Origin of the sequence: Streptomyces longhuiensis (assembly GCF_020616555.1) — a bacterium.
Taxonomy (GTDB): domain Bacteria; phylum Actinomycetota; class Actinomycetes; order Streptomycetales; family Streptomycetaceae; genus Streptomyces; species Streptomyces longhuiensis.
The window spans coordinates 6,359,828-6,375,789 of sequence record NZ_CP085173.1 but is presented as its reverse complement, the minus strand read 5'-3'; the positions used below and the strand labels follow the sequence as shown (position 1 = coordinate 6,375,789).

Genomic DNA, 15,962 nt, shown 5'->3' with positions numbered 1-15,962 from the left:
GGCTTCGCGTGCGGCGTAGTTGAGCACCGGCTCGCCCAGGAGACCCTCCATCTGGTCGAGCAGGCCCGGTGCTTCGCGGGACACCTCCCCGGCCGGCCCGGCCTTGATCATCCCTGCGGCGACACGGGAGAACAGCGCCGTGTGAGGCCGACCGGCCGCAGGAGTTCGGCCCGATCGTCAACACCGTGTCGATGCCGTCGATGCTCCTGTCCGGGCCGATGCCGCCGATGGCGCTCGCGCCCGGCCGGCTCGACGTCCTGTCGCACGTCACGCCGATCCGCTGTGCGGTGGACGCGATGGGCGACGCGTACGTCGGCCACCACGCGACGGCGCACATGCCGTACGGGGTCCTGGTCGCCCTCGCCCTGGCGGCGCTCGCCGTGACGGTCGGCACACGTGGCTTCCGCGGGGCGGCCGCGTAACTACGCTGACCCCATGGTCAATCTGACGCGTATCTACACCAGGACCGGCGACCAGGGCACGACCGCCCTCGGCGACATGAGCCGGACCGCCAAGACCGATCTGCGGATCTCCGCCTACGCCGACGCCAACGAGGCCAATGCCGTCATCGGCACGGCGGTCGCGCTCGGCGGGCTCGACGAGGAGGTCGTGCAGGTCCTCGTACGGGTCCAGAACGACCTGTTCGACGTGGGCGCCGACCTGTCGACGCCGGTGGTCGAGGATCCGAAGTACCCGCCGCTGCGCGTCGAGCAGTTCTACGTCGACAAGCTGGAGGCGGACTGCGACCGCTTCAACGAGCGGCTGGAGAAGCTCCGGTCCTTCATCCTGCCCGGGGGCACGCCGGGTGCGGCGCTGCTGCACCAGGCGTGCACGGTGGTCCGCAGGGCCGAGCGCTCCACGTGGGCGGCGCTCGAGGTGCACGGCGAGTCGATGAACCCGCTGACCGCGACGTATCTGAACCGCCTCTCCGACCTCCTGTTCATCCTGGCGCGTACGGCGAACAAGGAGGTCGGGGACGTGCTCTGGGTCCCGGGCGGCGAGCGCTAGCGGGCCGAGGGCGGCGAGCCCTGCCGGTCGAGGGCGGGCGCCTTCTTCGGGAACAGCGTGTAGCTCAGCGCGATCACGAGGTTGAGACCGATCACGAAGAGCATCTTCTGCTGCCACATCCGCAGCGAGCCGGTGTTCCCGTCGGCGCCCACGTACCAGACGGCGCCCTGGAGCAGGGTGAGCGCCACGGCGCAGGCGAGGATCCAGCGCGCGGCCGTCCGCCACTCGTGGGCGGCGCGCGCGGCCCCGTACCTCGGCGGCTTCACCGGGGGCGGTCCCCCGGCGAACCGGTGGGCGACGCGGGCGTCCACCCACTTGACGGTGGAGTGGCCGAGCCCCACGGAGAAGCCGATGTAGACGGCGGCGAGGCCGTGCTTCCAGTCCGGTTCGGCCCCGTTCTTGAGGTCCGTCGCGGTGACGACGAACAGGACGACCTCCAGGAGCGGCTCGCACAGCAGGACGCCGACGCTCGTGCGCGGCATCTTCGCCACGTAGCGCAGGGCGAGTCCCGCGGCGAGCAGTACCCAGAAGCCGATCTCGCAGGCGACGATCAGCGTGACGATCACGGCGGGCTCCTCGGGACGGGCTTGTGTTTCCTTCCAGCGTCCCGTCGGTACGGCCGCCGATCGTCGTCGGCGGTGACGAATCGGGACTGCATCCTTCGATGTACGTCGGCCGCACGGTCCCGCCCGCAAGGTGCAGGCGCCGCCCCGTCCGGCCGTATTCAATGGAGGCATGCCCCTGCCCCTGTCCCGCCCGCACCGCGACGACGTCCGTATCGCGGCGGTCGGCCTGCTCGGCGGTCTCCTGTTGTGGGCGCTCGGCCTGACCAACAGCCAGGGCTGGCGGGTCCTCGGCGACGGCTGGCTGCTGGTACCGCTCTGCGCGATGGCGGGTCTGGAACTGCTGCGCAGGACCGCGCCCCAGACCGCCCTGGTCCTCGGCACCCTCGTCCTGATCGCGGACCAGTTCACGCTGGGCAGTCTCGCGACGACGCTGATGTTCACCGACCTCGTCTACGCGGCCGTCCTGTACGGCACCCCGGCCGCCGCCCGCCGCATCCCGGTGACCACGGCGCTGATCACCATCGCAGTGGCCCTGGGTTTCCTCGCCTGGTTCCGCAAGCCGGAGGCGCTTCTGATCGGGGTCGTGACCGGCCTCGTGTCGTTCGCGCCCGCGGCCACCGGCGTCCTCGTACGCAACCACCGGGAGGCCGCCGAGTCCGCGCGGCTGCGCGCCGAACAGACCGCGCTGCTCGCGGAGATGGACCGCACGCAGGCGGTCGTCGCCGAGCGGGCGCGGATGGCCCGCGAGCTGCACGACATGGTCGCGAACCACTTGTCCGCGATCGCCATCCACTCCACGGCCGCGATCTCACTGGACGATCCGAGGACCACGCAGCAGGCGCTGACCGTCATCCGCGAGAACAGCGTGGAGGGCCTCGCCGAGATGCGGCGCCTCATCGGCATCCTGCGGGACGACAGCGGCGACTCCCCGGGCGAGCCCGTCGCCGCGCCCACGCTGGACGGCCTCGGAGCCCTCGTCGAGCAGTCCCGCACCAACGGCCTCGACGTCGCGTTCACCCTCGGCGAGAGCGTCGGCGGCCTGCCCGCGCCGATCGAGCTCGCCGCGTACCGCATCGTGCAGGAATCCCTCACGAACGCCCTCAAGCACGCGTCGCACGGCACCGTCTTCGTGGCCGTCCACCGCACCGACGGGGCTCTGACCGTGCGGGTGACCAGCCCGTACGGGGATCTGGACGGCCCGCGCGCACCCGGCTCGGGCGCCGGGCTCATCGGGATGCGCGAGCGCACCGCTCTGCTGCACGGCACGTTCGAGGCGGGTCCCGAGAGCGGGCCCGACGGCAAGATCTGGCAGGTCTGGGCGGAGCTGCCCGTCGACCCGGCCGACGAAGGAGTGTCCGAGTGATCCGCGTGCTCGTCGCCGAGGACCAGTCCGCCGTGCGGGCGGGGCTCGTCCTGATCCTGGGCAGCGCCCCCGACATCGACGTCGTCGGGGAGGCGGCGGACGGCGAGCAGGCGGTGGCCATGGCGCGCGCACTTCGGCCGGATCTCGTCCTCATGGACATCCAGATGCCGCGCCTCGACGGCGTCTCGGCGACCCGTCAGGTGGTCTCCGAGGGGATCGCGGACGTGCTCGTCCTGACGACGTTCGACCTCGACGAGTACGTCTTCGGGGCGCTGCGCGCGGGCGCCGGCGGGTTCCTGCTGAAGAACACCGAGGCGAAGGACCTGATCGAGGGGGTCCGCACGGTCGCGCGTGGTGAGGGGCTGATCGCTCCGGCGGTGACCCGCAAGCTCATCGCCGAGTTCGCGGCGAAGCCCGTACGCCCGGAGCCGGGGCCCGCGCCCGCGGGGCTCGACACCCTCACGCGCCGGGAGCGGGAGGTGCTTTCCTGCCTCGGTGACGGGTTGTCGAACGCGGAGGTCGCGCTGCGTCTGGGGATGGCGGAGGCGACGGTGAAGACACACGTCAGCAGGCTGCTCGGCAAGCTGGAGCTGCGCAGCAGGGTGCAAGCGGCCGTTCTGGCACAGGAGTTGGGGCTGTGAGCGGCCGATTCCTTTAATTGGTTTAGACCTTGACCGCTGGTCCAGACCTTTCTATTCTCACGGCACTGCGGTGAGCGCAGCCATGCACATGACCAGCACGGCGATGCTCACGGGCGGCGCAGGGTTTTACCCCCCGTCATGTCCCCCGGACACCACCCGAGGAGCACCCCTTGCGCTTGAGACTCAGACAGAGAGCCGTGGCAGGCCTCACCACCCTGCTGCTCCCGGCCGCCGCCCTCGTCGGCCTCGCCACCCCCTCGCACGCGGCCGCCGCCGCGAGCACCGCCACCGCGACCTACGCCAAGACCCAGGACTGGGGCACCGGCTTCGAAGGCAAGTGGACCGTCAAGAACACCGGTACCACGGCCCTCAGTTCATGGACCGTCGAGTGGGACTTCCCCGCCGGCACCAAGGTGACCTCCGCCTGGGACGCCACCGTCACCAACTCCGCCGACCACTGGACCGCCAAGAACCTCTCCTGGAACGGGTCGCTCGCCCCCGGCGCCTCGGTCTCCTTCGGGTTCAACGGCTCGGGCCCCGGCGCGCCCTCCGGCTGCAAGCTCAACGGCGCCTCCTGCGACGGCGGCGACGTCCCCGGCGACGCGGCCCCCTCCGCGCCCGGCACCCCCACCGCCTCCTCCGTCACGGACACCTCGGTCAAGCTCGCCTGGACCGCGGCCACCGACGACAAGGGCATCAAGAACTACGACGTCCTGCGCGACGGCTCCAAGGTCGCCACGGTGACCGGGACTTCGTACTCCGACACCGGGCTCACCGCCGGCACCGACTACTCGTACACCGTCCAGGCCCGTGACACCGCCGACCAGAGCGGACCTGCCTCCGGCTCCGTCAGGGTGCACACGACCGGCGGCGGCACGGACCCGGGCCCCGGCGGCAAGGTCAAGCTGGGGTACTTCACCGACTGGGGCGTCTACGGCCGCCAGTACTTCCCGAAGAACCTGGAGACCTCCGGCTCCGCCGCGAAGGTCACCCACATCAACTACGCCTTCGGCAACGTCCAGGGCGGCAAGTGCACCATGGGCGACTCCTACGCCGACACCGACATGGCGTACACCGCGGCCAACTCCGTCTCCGGCCAGGCCGACACCTGGGACCAGCCGCTGCGCGGCGCCTTCAACCAGCTGCGCCAGCTGAAGGCCAAGCACCCGAACCTCAAGATCATCTGGTCGTTCGGCGGCTGGACCTGGTCCGGCGGCTTCCCGGAGGCCGCGAAGAACCCGGCCGCGTTCGCACAGTCCTGCTACGACCTGGTCGAGGACCCGCGCTGGGCCGACGTCTTCGACGGCATCGACATCGACTGGGAGTACCCCAACTCCTGCGGCCTGTCCTGCGACACCTCGGGCCAGGACGCCCTGAAGAAGCTGGCGTCCGCGCTGCGCGCCAAGTTCGGCTCCAACAACCTGGTGACGGCGGCGATCACGGCCGACGCGTCCACCGGCGGCAAGATCGAGAAGAACGACTACGCGGGCGCGTCCCAGTCCTTCGACTGGTACAACGTCATGACCTACGACTTCTTCGGCGCGTTCAACGCCCAGGGTCCGACAGCCCCGCACTCCCCGCTCACCTCGTACGCCGGCATCCCGCAGCAGGGCTTCAACTCCGCTGACGCCATTGCCAAGTTGAAGGCCCAGGGAGTCCCGTCGAGCAAGCTCCTGCTCGGCATCGGCTTCTACGGCCGCGGCTGGACCGGCGTCACACAGAAGGAACCGGGCGGCACCGCGACCGGCCCCGCCGCCGGCACCTACGAGCAGGGCATCGAGGACTACAAGGTCCTCAAGACCAAGTGCCCCGCCAACGGCACCGTCGCCGGCACGGCCTACGCATACTGCGGCAGCGACTGGTGGTCCTACGACACCCCCGCGACCATCAACTCCAAGATGGCCTGGGCCAAGAGCCAGAACCTCGGCGGCGCCTTCTTCTGGGAGTTCAGCGGCGACACCACCAACGGCGAACTGGTGACCGCCATCGACAGCGGCCTGAAGTAGCAGCGCCGGGCCGCACATGACGGAAGCCGGGTGAACGGGGCCGCCCCCTGTTCACCCGGCTTCTCCATGCGAAACCTCAGGCCACGCCCACGCCGCCACGCGACGTTCACCCTCCCCCAAGGAACTCCGCTGCGCTCCGCCCCAGGGGGGACCCCCATCCAGCGGGGCCCCGAACGCCGCTACGCGACGTTCACCCGCTGTCCCGGAGGCGCCGCCTCCAGCCAAGCCAGGAAACCGGTCAGCGCGTCCTCGCTCATCGCCAGTTCGAGACGCGAGCCGCGGTGCGAGCACGCGAGGACGATCGCGTCCGAGAGCAGGGCCAGCTCCTCCTCGCCCTCCGGCGCGCGCCGTCCCGTCACCTCGATCGCCGAACGCTCCAGGGTGCGACGGGGCCTGATCGCGTAGGAGAAGACCCGGAACCACTCGATCCGGTCGCCGTTGTAGCGGGCCACGCCGTAGCCCCAGCCCTTGCCGGAGGCGTCGCCCCCCTCGGGCACGTCCCACCGCAGGGAGCAGTCGAAGGTGCCCCCGGAGCGCTGGATCAGCCGGCGCCTCAGGCCGAAGACGAACAACCCCAGCAATACGAGTACGACGACCGCGACCACGCACAGCACGAGAACGAGGACCATTCGTACCGACCTCCTCGCCTCATCTGATAACGGGCCCGACAGCGGATCCGATAACGGAACTGCAAAATTGACCAAGGATCGCCTCAGCCGCGACCCGGTCCGGAGAGGTTCTCCGGTCCTGGCCGCGGCTGAGTCATGTCACTCCGCGCGCTGGTCTCAGCGCGTCGCCACCGCACGCAGTCGGACGTCCGCGCGACGCTCGGCGGATGCGTCGGCATCCGACTTCGCGCGCTCGAGCGCCCGCTCCGCACGCTGGACATCGATCTCGTCCGACAGCTCGGCGATCTCGGCGAGCAGGGACAGCTTGTTGTCGGCGAACGAGACGAAACCGCCGTGCACAGCGGCGACAACCGTCCCGCCGTCGCTCGTGCGGATCATCACCGGGCCCGACTCCAGCACACCGAGAAGCGGCTGGTGACCGGGCATGACGCCGATGTCGCCGGACGCGGTGCGCGCGACGACCAGGGTGGCCTCGCCGGACCAGACACTGCGGTCCGCGGCGACGAGCTCGACATGCAGCTCAGCAGCCAAGGTGGGCTCCTCGGGTCACCACCCGGCGGTTGCTGCCGGGTGTTGGGTCAAAGTCTAGTCGGCGTACGGAGAGGGGCGGGACACACCCTGCGGGTATCCCCCGCCCCTCTCCCACGAGTCTGTGCTTCCGGAGAAGCCAGAATCAGGAGACGCCGAGCTCCTTGGCGTTGGCCTTCAGGTCCTCGATGCCACCGCACATGAAGAACGCCTGCTCGGGGAAGTGGTCGTACTCACCGTCGCAGATCGCGTTGAACGCGGTGATCGACTCCTCGAGCGACACGTCCGAACCGTCCACGCCGGTGAACTGCTTGGCGGCGTGGGTGTTCTGCGACAGGAAGCGCTCGACGCGACGGGCACGGTGGACAACGAGCTTGTCCTCCTCGCCCAGCTCGTCGATACCGAGGATCGCGATGATGTCCTGAAGATCCTTGTACTTCTGCAGGATCGTCTTGACGCGCATCGCGGCGTCGTAGTGGTCCTGCGCGATGTAGCGCGGGTCCAGGATGCGGGACGTGGAGTCCAGCGGGTCCACGGCCGGGTAGATGCCCTTCTCGGAGATCGGACGGGAGAGAACCGTCGTCGCGTCGAGGTGGGCGAACGTGGTGGCCGGGGCCGGGTCGGTCAGGTCGTCCGCGGGGACGTAGATCGCCTGCATCGAGGTGATCGAGTGACCACGGGTCGACGTGATGCGCTCCTGGAGGAGACCCATCTCGTCGGCGAGGGTCGGCTGGTAACCCACCGCGGAGGGCATGCGGCCGAGCAGGGTCGAGACCTCGGAACCGGCCTGCGTGAAGCGGAAGATGTTGTCGATGAAGAACAGCACGTCCTGCTTCTGCACATCGCGGAAGTACTCCGCCATGGTCAGACCGGCCAGGGCGACGCGAAGACGCGTGCCCGGCGGCTCGTCCATCTGGCCGAAGACCAGCGCGGTCTTGTCCAGAACGCCGGCTTCCTCCATCTCGACCATGAGGTCGTTGCCCTCACGGGTGCGCTCGCCGACACCGGCGAAGACGGAGACACCGTCGTGCAGCTTGGCCACACGGACGATCATTTCCTGGATCAGAACGGTCTTGCCGACACCGGCACCACCGAACAGACCGATCTTTCCACCCTTGACGTACGGGGTGAGAAGGTCGACGACCTTCAGGCCGGTCTCGAACATCTCGGTCTTGGACTCGAGCTGGTCGAAGGCCGGGGCCTTGCGGTGGATCTCCCAGCGCGGGGCCGCCGAGACGCTGGACGCGTCGTCGTTCAGCACGTCGCCCAGGGTGTTGAACACGCGGCCCTTGGTCAGGTCACCGACGGGCACCGAGATGCCGGCGCCGGTGTCCGTCACGGCGGCCTGGCGGACCAGGCCGTCGGTGGGCTGCATCGAGACCGTACGGACCACGCCGTCACCCAGGTGCTGGGCGACCTCGAGGGTCAGCGTCTTCTTCGCGCCCTCGGTGGCCGGGTCGTCGACCTGGACGTGCAGGGCGTTGTAGATCTCCGGCATCGCGTCGACGGGGAACTCCACGTCGACGACCGGGCCGATGACCCGGGCGACGCGGCCCGTGGCAACGGCCGTCTCAACAGTGGTCGTCATTACTTGTCACTCCCCGCGGTCGCGTCGGCCAGGGCTGCAGTGCCGCCGACGATCTCGCTGATTTCCTGGGTGATTTCGGCCTGGCGGGCCGCGTTGGCAAGTCGGGAGAGCGAGTTGATCAAGTCTCCCGCGTTGTCGGTGGCCGACTTCATCGCGCGGCGCGTGGCGGCGTGCTTGGAAGCAGCCGACTGGAGCAGCGCGTTGTAGATACGGCTCTCGACGTAGCGCGGCAGCAGGGCGTCGAGGACGTCCTCCGCCGACGGTTCGAAGTCGTACAGCGGAAGGATCTCGCCGCCCTTGGACTTCGACTCCTCCGCCACCTCTTCGAGGCTGAGCGGAAGCAGACGGCCGTCAACGGCCGACTGCGTCATCATCGAGATGAACTCCGTGTAGACGATGTGGAGTTCATCCACGCCGCCCTCCGCCGAGTCCTTCTCGATCGCCTCGATCAGCGGGCCCGCGACCTTCTTGGCGTCCGCGTACGTGGGCTCGTCGGTGAAGCCCGTCCACTGCTCCGCGATCTTGCGCTCACGGAAGTTGTAGTGGGCGACACCACGGCGGCCGACGATGTAGATCACGACCTCCTTGCCCTCGGCCTCGAGGCGCGCGGTCAGCTTCTCCGCGGCCTTGATGGCGTTCGAGTTGAAGGCGCCGGCGAGACCGCGGTCGCTCGTGAGGAGCAGCACCGCGGTGCGCGTCGCCGTCTCCGGCTCCGTCGTCAGCGGGTGGTTCGTGTTCGAACCGGTGCCGACAGCCGTGACCGCGCGGGTGAGCTCGGTCGCGTACGGCGTGGAGGCCGCCACCTTGCGCTGTGCCTTGACGACACGCGAGGCGGCGATCATCTCCATCGCCTTGGTGATCTTCTTGGTCGCGGTGACGGATTTGATGCGACGCTTGTAGACCCGGAGCTGGGCTCCCATGAGTCAGGTCCCTTCCGTCGTCACTTACCGGCGGCGGCCGGAGCGTCCTCGCCGAGAAGCTTCCCGTCCGAGGTCTCGAACTGCTTCTTGAAGTCCGCGATGGCCTCGGCGGTGGCGGTCAGGGTGTCGTCAGACATCTTGCCGCCCTCCTTGATGGAGGTCATCAGGCCCTGCTCCTTGCGGTGCAGGTGGTCGAGCAGCTCCCGCTCGAAGCGCCGGATGTCCACGACCGGGACGTCGTCCATCTTGCCGGTGGTGCCGGCCCAGACGGAGACAACCTGGTCCTCGGTCGCCATCGGCTGGTACTGGGGCTGCTTGAGCAGCTCCACCATGCGCTGACCGCGCTCCAGCTGGGCCTTCGACGCGGCGTCCAGGTCGGAACCGAAGGCGGCGAACGCCTCGAGCTCACGGAACTGGGCGAGGTCCACACGGAGGCGGCCGGAGACCTGCTTCATCGCCTTGTGCTGCGCGGAACCACCGACTCGGGAGACGGAGATACCGACGTTCAGCGCGGGGCGCTGACCGGCGTTGAACAGGTCCGACTCCAGGAAGCACTGGCCGTCGGTGATGGAGATGACGTTGGTCGGGATGAACGCCGACACGTCGTTCGCCTTGGTCTCGACGATCGGCAGACCGGTCATCGAGCCCGAGCCCATCTCGTCCGAGAGCTTCGCGCAGCGCTCGAGGAGGCGGGAGTGCAGGTAGAAGACGTCACCCGGGTAGGCCTCGCGCCCCGGCGGGCGGCGGAGCAGCAGGGACACGGCGCGGTAGGCGTCGGCCTGCTTCGAGAGGTCGTCGAAGACGATGAGGACGTGCTTGCCCTCGTACATCCACTGCTGACCGATGGCCGAACCGGTGTACGGCGCCAGGTACTTGAAGCCGGCCGGGTCGGACGCCGGGGCGGCGACGATGGTCGTGTACTCCAGCGCGCCGGCCTCTTCCAGGGCGCCACGCACGGAGGCGATGGTCGAGCCCTTCTGGCCGATGGCGACGTAGATGCAGCGGACCTGCTTCTTCGGGTCGCCCGAGCGCCAGTTGTCGCGCTGGTTGATGATCGTGTCGACAGCCAGGGCGGTCTTGCCCGTCTGGCGGTCGCCGATGATCAGCTGACGCTGACCGCGGCCGATCGGGGTCATCGCGTCGACGGCCTTGTAGCCGGTCTCCATCGGCTCGTGCACCGACTTGCGCTGCATGACCGTGGGGGCCTGCAGCTCAAGGGCACGACGCGCGCTGGTCTCGATCTCGCCGAGGCCGTCGATCGGGTTGCCGAGCGGGTCGACGACGCGACCCAGGTAGCCCTCGCCGACGGCGACGGAGAGCACCTCACCGGTGCGCTGCACCGGCTGGCCCTCCTCGATACCGGTGAACTCACCGAGCACGATGGCACCGATCTCGCGCTCCTCGAGGTTGAGGGCGAGGCCGAGGGTGCCGTCCTCGAACTTCAGCAGTTCGTTGGCCATGGCCGAGGGCAGGCCCTCGACCTTCGCGATGCCGTCGCCGGCAAGGGTGACCGTACCGACCTCCTCGCGCGAGGCCGCGTCCGGCTTGTACGCCTGGACAAAGTTCTCCAGCGCGTCCCGGATCTCCTCCGGCCGGATCGTGAGCTCCGCCATCTGGGTTCCCTGCTCTCCTTGTTGGGCCCGAAGTTTTCTTGGGGGGTCTGGGGTCAGCCCCCAGGAATCCTCTGCACGGCCCAACTAGGGCCGTAGGTACTACTACGTTGTGCGAGTCGGCTAGCCGGCCATGCGGCGGCTGGCGTCCTCAATGCGGTCCGCGATGCTTCCGTTGATGAGCTCGTCGCCCACCTGCACGTTGATCCCGCCGAGGACCTCGGGGTCCACGTCGAGGTTCAGGTGCATCTGACGCCCGTAGAGCTTCGCCAGGGCGGCGCCCAGGCGCTGCTTCTGCGCGTCGCTCAGCGGAACCGCTGTGGTGACGACGGCCACCGTGCGGTCCCGGCGCTCCGCGGCGAGCTTGGACAGGGACTCGAGTCCCCCCTCCAGGCTACGTCCACGCGGCTGGGTCACAAGGCGCTCGACCAGACGCTCGGTGGTGGCCGTGGCGCGACCGCCGAGCAGGCTGCGCAGCAGCTCACCCTTGGCCGTGCCCGTGGCGATACGGTCCGTGAGCGCGGCGCGCAGCTCGGTGCTCGAGGAGACGATCCGGCCGAACCGGAACAGCTCGTCCTCGACGTCGTCCAGCTCGCCCGCCTTCTGCGCCGCGGTCAGCTCGGCGATACTGGCCAGCTCCTCGACGGAGTCGACCAGGTCGCGCGGGGCGGACCAGCGGGAGCGGACCAGGCCGGCCACCAGATCGGCGGTTGCACCGCTGACCTGGCTGCCCAGCAGGCGGCCCGCGAGCTCGGCCTTGGCCTCGCCGGACTGCGCCGGGTCGGTCAGGACCCGACGCAGCGACACCTCGCGGTCGAGCAGCGCGGTGACCGCGGCCAGCTCTGCGGCAAGCTGTCGGGCGTCGACCGAGGTGCTGTCGGTCAGCGCGTCGAGACGCTCACGTGCGGAGGCGAGTGCCTCGCGGCTCGCTCCGTGGGCAGTCATCGAACAGCCTCGGCCTTCTCCTCGAGGTCGTCGAGGAAACGGTCGATCGTGCGCGACTGCCGGGCGTGGTCCTCGAGGGACTCGCCGACCAGCTTGCCGGCCAGGGTGGTGGCCAGCTGGCCGACGTCCTGGCGCAGCGCCTGAGCGGCGGCCTTGCGGTCGGCCTCGATCTGCGAGTGACCGGCGGCGATGATTTCCTCACGCTGCCGCTGGCCTTCCGCGCGCATCTCGGCGATGAGCGTGGCGCCCTGCTCCTGCGCCTCCTGGCGCAGCCGCGCGGCCTCGTGACGGGCCTCGGCCAGCTGAGCCTTGTACTGCTCGAGCACGCTCTGGGCCTCGGTCTGTGCGGCTTCGGCCTTCTCGATACCGCCTTCGATCAGCTCGCGACGCTCTTCCAGCACCTTGTTGATGCGCGGGAGGAGCTTCGTGGCGAAGAAGAAGAAGACGATGGCGAAGGCGATGGTGCCGACGAGCAGCTCGGGGCCGGGCGGGATAAGCGGGTTCTGCTTCTCCTCGGCCGCCAGCTGTACCAGGTTGGCGATCACATCAGTGCCTTTCGTCGAATAGTGGTCGGTGAGGAGTTAGATCACTGACCGTAAACGAACGGCAGAACGATGCCGATGAGGGCGAGCGCCTCACAGAAGGCGAAGCCCAGGATCTGGTTGGCACGGATCAGGCCGGCGGCCTCGGGCTGACGGGCCAGGGCCTGGGTGCCGTTACCAAAGACGATGCCGACGCCGATGCCGGGGCCGATGGCAGCGAGACCGTAGCCGATGGAACCGAGGGAGCCGGAGACGCCAGCGGCGAGTTCGATGGTCGCGGACATGCCGTTACTTCCTTCTCTTTAACGAACCGGTGGGGGTTGGCCACCGGACGAATGAAATATGACGGGACGGGACTTGGCTCAGTGGTGCTCGGCGAGCGCGCCCTGGATGTACGAGCTGGCGAGGAGCACGAAGACGTACGCCTGGACCGCCTGCACGAAAAGCTCGAAGAGGATCATGACCATGGTCATGACGAAGGAGACGCCCGCGGCCGGAATCATCCAGCTGTTCAGCAGGTACCAGGAGGCGACGGTGAACATCACCAGCATCAGGTGACCGGCGAACATGTTGGCGAACAGTCGCACCGCGTGCGTGAACGGCCGGACCAGCAGGTTCGAGAAGAACTCGATGAACGAGACGAGCCACTTGATCGGGCCGAGCGAGCTGTCGTAGCCCGTGATGTTCTTCCAACCGCCCACGAAACCATGCCGCTTGAAGGTCAGCGGCACCCAGATCAGGTAGACGATGGCCGCCAGGACCACGGGGTACGCGAAGATCGACGCGACCGGGAACTGGGTCAGCGGGACCACGGACCAGATGTTCATGATCCAGATGAAGAAGAACAGCGACACCATCAGGGGGACGTACTTCTCGCCCTCCTTCTTGCCCATCGTCTCGTAGACGATGCCGCGGCGTACGAAGTCGTACCCCGCCTCGGCCGCCATCTGAAGCTTGCCCGGGACGACCTTGGCCTTGCCGAACGCCGCGTAGAAGACACTGACGACGACGAGCGTCGTCAGGAGGGCGAGCAGCATCACCTTGTTGAACTCGAACCCACCGACGGTGAACAGCGGCTTGAAGAGGAACGAGTGCAGGCCGGGAGCCGGAAAGCCGCAGCCGTTGTCGGACATGATCCGACAGCTCCAGTCAAAGGCGAGCTCAGTCTGGTCAGCACTCACCACGGGCTCCTTCGGCGTGACGCATAGGTACGGCAACCTCGTTGTGTCGTTGCGGCGCGCAGCCGCGGATCGGCACCGGTCTGGTGTTTCGGATGTGGGGGCGGCAGGCAGGCAGTGAGCCTCGCAGTCGAGCAGGCGTCAGCTCAGATGCCCGCGCCCGCAGTGCCGCAGTTGGCACCGGACGATAGCAGTAACGCGAACCCGCACTTATCCCGGCCCTACCCCTCATGAGGACGACCCTGAATTCTCGGGCTTGTCGCTCTTCTCGGAGTCTTTCGCCGAGTCGGGATCGATATAGAAAATCTTGGCCTTCATGTGCGCACGCGCCTGCGCGGCCATCCATACGACGGTGGCGGCGACGAGTGATGCGGCGAAGGCCTTGGGGTTGAACAGCGTCGTGTCCTTGAAGACGGCGACGAAGATCAGAAGCAGCAGCAACTGGGCGACGTAGAGCATCAGCCCCATCGCCTGGAAGAGCTGCGGAAGCGATTTTGCCGTCCGCTGGAGGACGATCTGCCCGAGGCCCATGAAGGCGATGACGACCACCGTGCCGATGACTGCACCGAGGGCCCCCTTGCCGCCGGCGACCACACCACTGATCACGGCGGCAAGCGCGCCGGCAATGGCTGTGGGCACAACGGCCTGCAGGAGGATCCGTGCGTCGTTGGAGGGCATGGCGGCAGCTCCCTTTAGTGGGTGGGGGCAGGGTGTCGTCATGGACGAGCGTAAACCGGGGCCGAGAGGGAACTTCGGGCCAATGGGCCGTCGCACTACGGTCCTTCGGCTCTATCCCCGGGTCTCGTGAACGGTATCACAAACTATTTGATGAGGTCTTTACCTGTGTAGTGTGCTCACTGTCACACGTGAGAGGTAATCCGCGCGTCTGTGCAAAAAAGCGGCCAACTTGTCTGGTAATGAGGCGTTTTCGTCTCTCGCGTCAGCGCGACGAGTGCGCCTTGCGTCGATCCAGGAAGCGCGAACGGGGGCCAATGGCCGTCGCCCCGTTGACTCCTGCGGGCATCGGCGTGCGCGCGCCCTCGTCCTCGGGCGCCTGTGCGTCCCCACCTGCCCCGGCCGCATCCTCGGCCGGCCCGGCCGCTGCCTGAGCCGCGTACGACGGCGACGCCTCGGGCTCCTGGGCCGCCGCCCGCTCGGCCCGCCTGCGCCGGTAGCGCGGCGGCAGGAAGGCCTCCGCCCAGCGCGGGGCGCGCGGCGTGAAGCGCGGCAGCAGAAGCAGTACGAGACCGACGAAACTCAGCGCGACGATCGCCAGGACGATCCACATGGACGTCGAGTGAACGGAGTAGGCGACCGCTCCGAAGGCGAACAGCGCCGACCAGAAGTACATGATCAGGACCGCGCGGCTGTGGGAGTGGCCGATCTCCAGGAGCCGGTGGTGCAGGTGCCCGCGGTCGGCGGCGAACGGCGACTGGCCCTTCCAGGTGCGGCGCACGATCGCGAGGACCAGGTCCGCGAACGGGATCGCGATGATCGTCAGCGGCATCAGCAGCGGGATGAAGACCGGGATCATCGCGTGGGTGGCGTCACGGGTGCCGCCGAAGTTCAGCTTCATCAGGCTCGGGTCGACCTGGCCGGTGATGGAGATGGCACCGGCGGACAGGACGAGGCCGATGAGCATCGACCCGGAGTCGCCCATGAAGATCCTGGCGGGGTGCATGTTGTGCGGCAGGAAGCCCAGACACATGCCGATCAGGATCGCCGCGAACAGCGTCGCGGGGGCGGCCGCCTCGATGCCGTAGCCGTACCAGAGGCGGTACGAGTACAGGAAGAACGCCGACGCCGCGATGCACACCATGCCGGACGCGAGACCGTCGAGGCCGTCGACGAAGTTGACCGCGTTGATGCTGATCACGACCAGGGCGACGGTGAGGAGTGTGCCCTGCCACTGCGTGAGCGAGACCGTGCCCACACCCGGGATCGGCAGCCACAGGATCGTCAGACCCTGCATGACCATGACGCCGGCGGCGATCATCTGGCCGCCCAGCTTGATCAGGGCGTCGATCTCGAACTTGTCGTCCAGGACACCGATCAACCAGATCAGGGCGGCTCCGGAGAGCAACGCCCGCGGCTCGTTCGACATCTTGAAGACGGGGCTGAGGTTCGTCAGGTGGTCCGCGACGAGGAGACCCGCGCACAGGCCGAAGAACATGGCGATCCCGCCGAGCCGGGGCGTGGGCTCCCGGTGCACGTCGCGGGCGCGGATCTCCGGCATGGCGCCGGCCACGATCGCGAACTTCCGCACCGGGCCGGTCAGCAGGTATGTCACCGCGGCCGTGATGCAGAGCGTCAGCAGGTATTCACGCACGGGCTTCCCCACAGATATCGCTGGCCATCTCAGCCCCACACCCTAGCTTCGCGCGCATGTGGTGGAGGACTGCCGGGTAGCGATGATGGTTGCACGAGTGACGGACCAC

16 protein-coding genes and 1 pseudogene are annotated in these 15,962 nt (G+C 68.4%); 5 read left to right on the top strand and 12 right to left on the bottom strand.

Annotated features, from left to right (window positions below):
• Window positions 1-155 precede the first annotated feature (155 nt).
• Both LGI35_RS29525 and LGI35_RS29520 read left to right on the top strand, forming a co-directional pair.
• Window positions 156-422 (top strand): annotated as a pseudogene (locus LGI35_RS29525) (ABC transporter permease); the annotation flags it as partial.
• A gap of 13 nt (window positions 423-435) precedes the next feature.
• Window positions 436-1,008: a cob(I)yrinic acid a,c-diamide adenosyltransferase gene (locus tag LGI35_RS29520; protein ID WP_116509852.1), complete on the top strand. Its 573-nt coding sequence runs from the start codon at window positions 436-438 to the stop codon at window positions 1,006-1,008.
• On the opposite strand, the gene LGI35_RS29515 is transcribed toward LGI35_RS29520, so the two are convergent.
• On the bottom strand, window positions 1,005-1,574 hold the full coding sequence (locus LGI35_RS29515) for a hypothetical protein (protein ID WP_227297242.1): 570 nt from the start codon (window positions 1,572-1,574) through the stop codon (window positions 1,005-1,007). The two genes, LGI35_RS29520 and LGI35_RS29515, sit on opposite strands and share 4 nt — an antisense overlap.
• 169 nt (window positions 1,575-1,743) lie before the next feature.
• On the opposite strand from LGI35_RS29515, the gene LGI35_RS29510 reads away from it, so the two are divergent.
• The 3 genes from LGI35_RS29510 to LGI35_RS29500 all read left to right on the top strand — a co-directional run bounded on the left by LGI35_RS29510 (window position 1,744) and on the right by LGI35_RS29500 (window position 5,584).
• Window positions 1,744-2,937, top strand: a complete 1,194-nt coding sequence (locus LGI35_RS29510; RefSeq protein WP_227297241.1) for a sensor histidine kinase — start codon at window positions 1,744-1,746, stop codon at window positions 2,935-2,937.
• Window positions 2,934-3,578, top strand: a complete 645-nt coding sequence (locus LGI35_RS29505; RefSeq protein WP_227297240.1) for a response regulator — start codon at window positions 2,934-2,936, stop codon at window positions 3,576-3,578. Before LGI35_RS29510 ends, LGI35_RS29505 begins: the two co-directional genes overlap by 4 nt.
• A 176-nt stretch (window positions 3,579-3,754) precedes the next feature.
• The gene (locus tag LGI35_RS29500) at window positions 3,755-5,584 is read left to right on the top strand and encodes a glycoside hydrolase family 18 chitinase (protein WP_227297239.1); all 1,830 of its coding nucleotides are present in this window, start codon (window positions 3,755-3,757) and stop codon (window positions 5,582-5,584) included.
• Window positions 5,585-5,763: 179 nt separating this feature from the next.
• Here the strand turns inward: LGI35_RS29500 and LGI35_RS29495 are convergent, their stop codons facing one another.
• From LGI35_RS29495 to LGI35_RS29445, 11 genes are all read right to left on the bottom strand, one after another.
• Entirely contained in the window at window positions 5,764-6,213 is a 450-nt protein-coding gene (locus LGI35_RS29495) for a DUF2550 domain-containing protein (RefSeq protein WP_116509859.1), read from the bottom strand.
• 156 nt (window positions 6,214-6,369) lie between these two features.
• The gene (locus LGI35_RS29490) at window positions 6,370-6,744 is read right to left on the bottom strand and encodes a F0F1 ATP synthase subunit epsilon (RefSeq protein WP_116509861.1); all 375 of its coding nucleotides are present in this window, start codon (window positions 6,742-6,744) and stop codon (window positions 6,370-6,372) included.
• A 142-nt stretch (window positions 6,745-6,886) separates the two neighbouring features.
• Window positions 6,887-8,329: a F0F1 ATP synthase subunit beta gene (gene atpD / locus LGI35_RS29485; protein WP_227297238.1), complete on the bottom strand. Its 1,443-nt coding sequence runs from the start codon at window positions 8,327-8,329 to the stop codon at window positions 6,887-6,889.
• A complete protein-coding gene (locus LGI35_RS29480) occupies window positions 8,329-9,249 on the bottom strand; it encodes a F0F1 ATP synthase subunit gamma (RefSeq protein WP_227297237.1) in 921 nt (306 codons plus the stop codon). The genes atpD and LGI35_RS29480 overlap by 1 nt, the downstream gene beginning before the upstream one ends.
• Window positions 9,250-9,269: 20 nt before the next feature.
• On the bottom strand, window positions 9,270-10,862 hold the full coding sequence (gene atpA, locus LGI35_RS29475) for a F0F1 ATP synthase subunit alpha (protein ID WP_227297236.1): 1,593 nt from the start codon (window positions 10,860-10,862) through the stop codon (window positions 9,270-9,272).
• Window positions 10,863-10,982: 120 nt separating this feature from the next.
• Window positions 10,983-11,804, bottom strand: a complete 822-nt coding sequence (locus tag LGI35_RS29470; RefSeq protein ID WP_227297235.1) for a F0F1 ATP synthase subunit delta — start codon at window positions 11,802-11,804, stop codon at window positions 10,983-10,985.
• Entirely contained in the window at window positions 11,801-12,349 is a 549-nt protein-coding gene (locus LGI35_RS29465) for a F0F1 ATP synthase subunit B (RefSeq protein ID WP_227297234.1), read from the bottom strand. The genes LGI35_RS29470 and LGI35_RS29465 overlap by 4 nt, the downstream gene beginning before the upstream one ends.
• Before the next feature lie 41 nt (window positions 12,350-12,390).
• Window positions 12,391-12,630 carry an ATP synthase F0 subunit C gene (gene atpE / locus LGI35_RS29460; protein WP_227297233.1) on the bottom strand — a complete coding sequence of 80 codons (240 nt, stop codon included), beginning with the start codon at window positions 12,628-12,630 and terminating at the stop codon, window positions 12,391-12,393.
• A 78-nt stretch (window positions 12,631-12,708) separates the two neighbouring features.
• Complete coding sequence (gene atpB / locus LGI35_RS29455; RefSeq protein WP_481006929.1) at window positions 12,709-13,527, bottom strand: F0F1 ATP synthase subunit A; 819 nt, start codon at window positions 13,525-13,527, stop codon at window positions 12,709-12,711.
• A gap of 225 nt (window positions 13,528-13,752) precedes the next feature.
• Complete coding sequence (locus LGI35_RS29450; RefSeq protein ID WP_116509880.1) at window positions 13,753-14,202, bottom strand: Cg1360 family ATP-synthase-associated protein; 450 nt, start codon at window positions 14,200-14,202, stop codon at window positions 13,753-13,755.
• A 262-nt stretch (window positions 14,203-14,464) separates the two neighbouring features.
• Window positions 14,465-15,853, bottom strand: a complete 1,389-nt coding sequence (locus tag LGI35_RS29445) for an MraY family glycosyltransferase (protein WP_227297231.1) — start codon at window positions 15,851-15,853, stop codon at window positions 14,465-14,467.
• Between the last annotated feature and the right edge of the window lie 109 nt (window positions 15,854-15,962).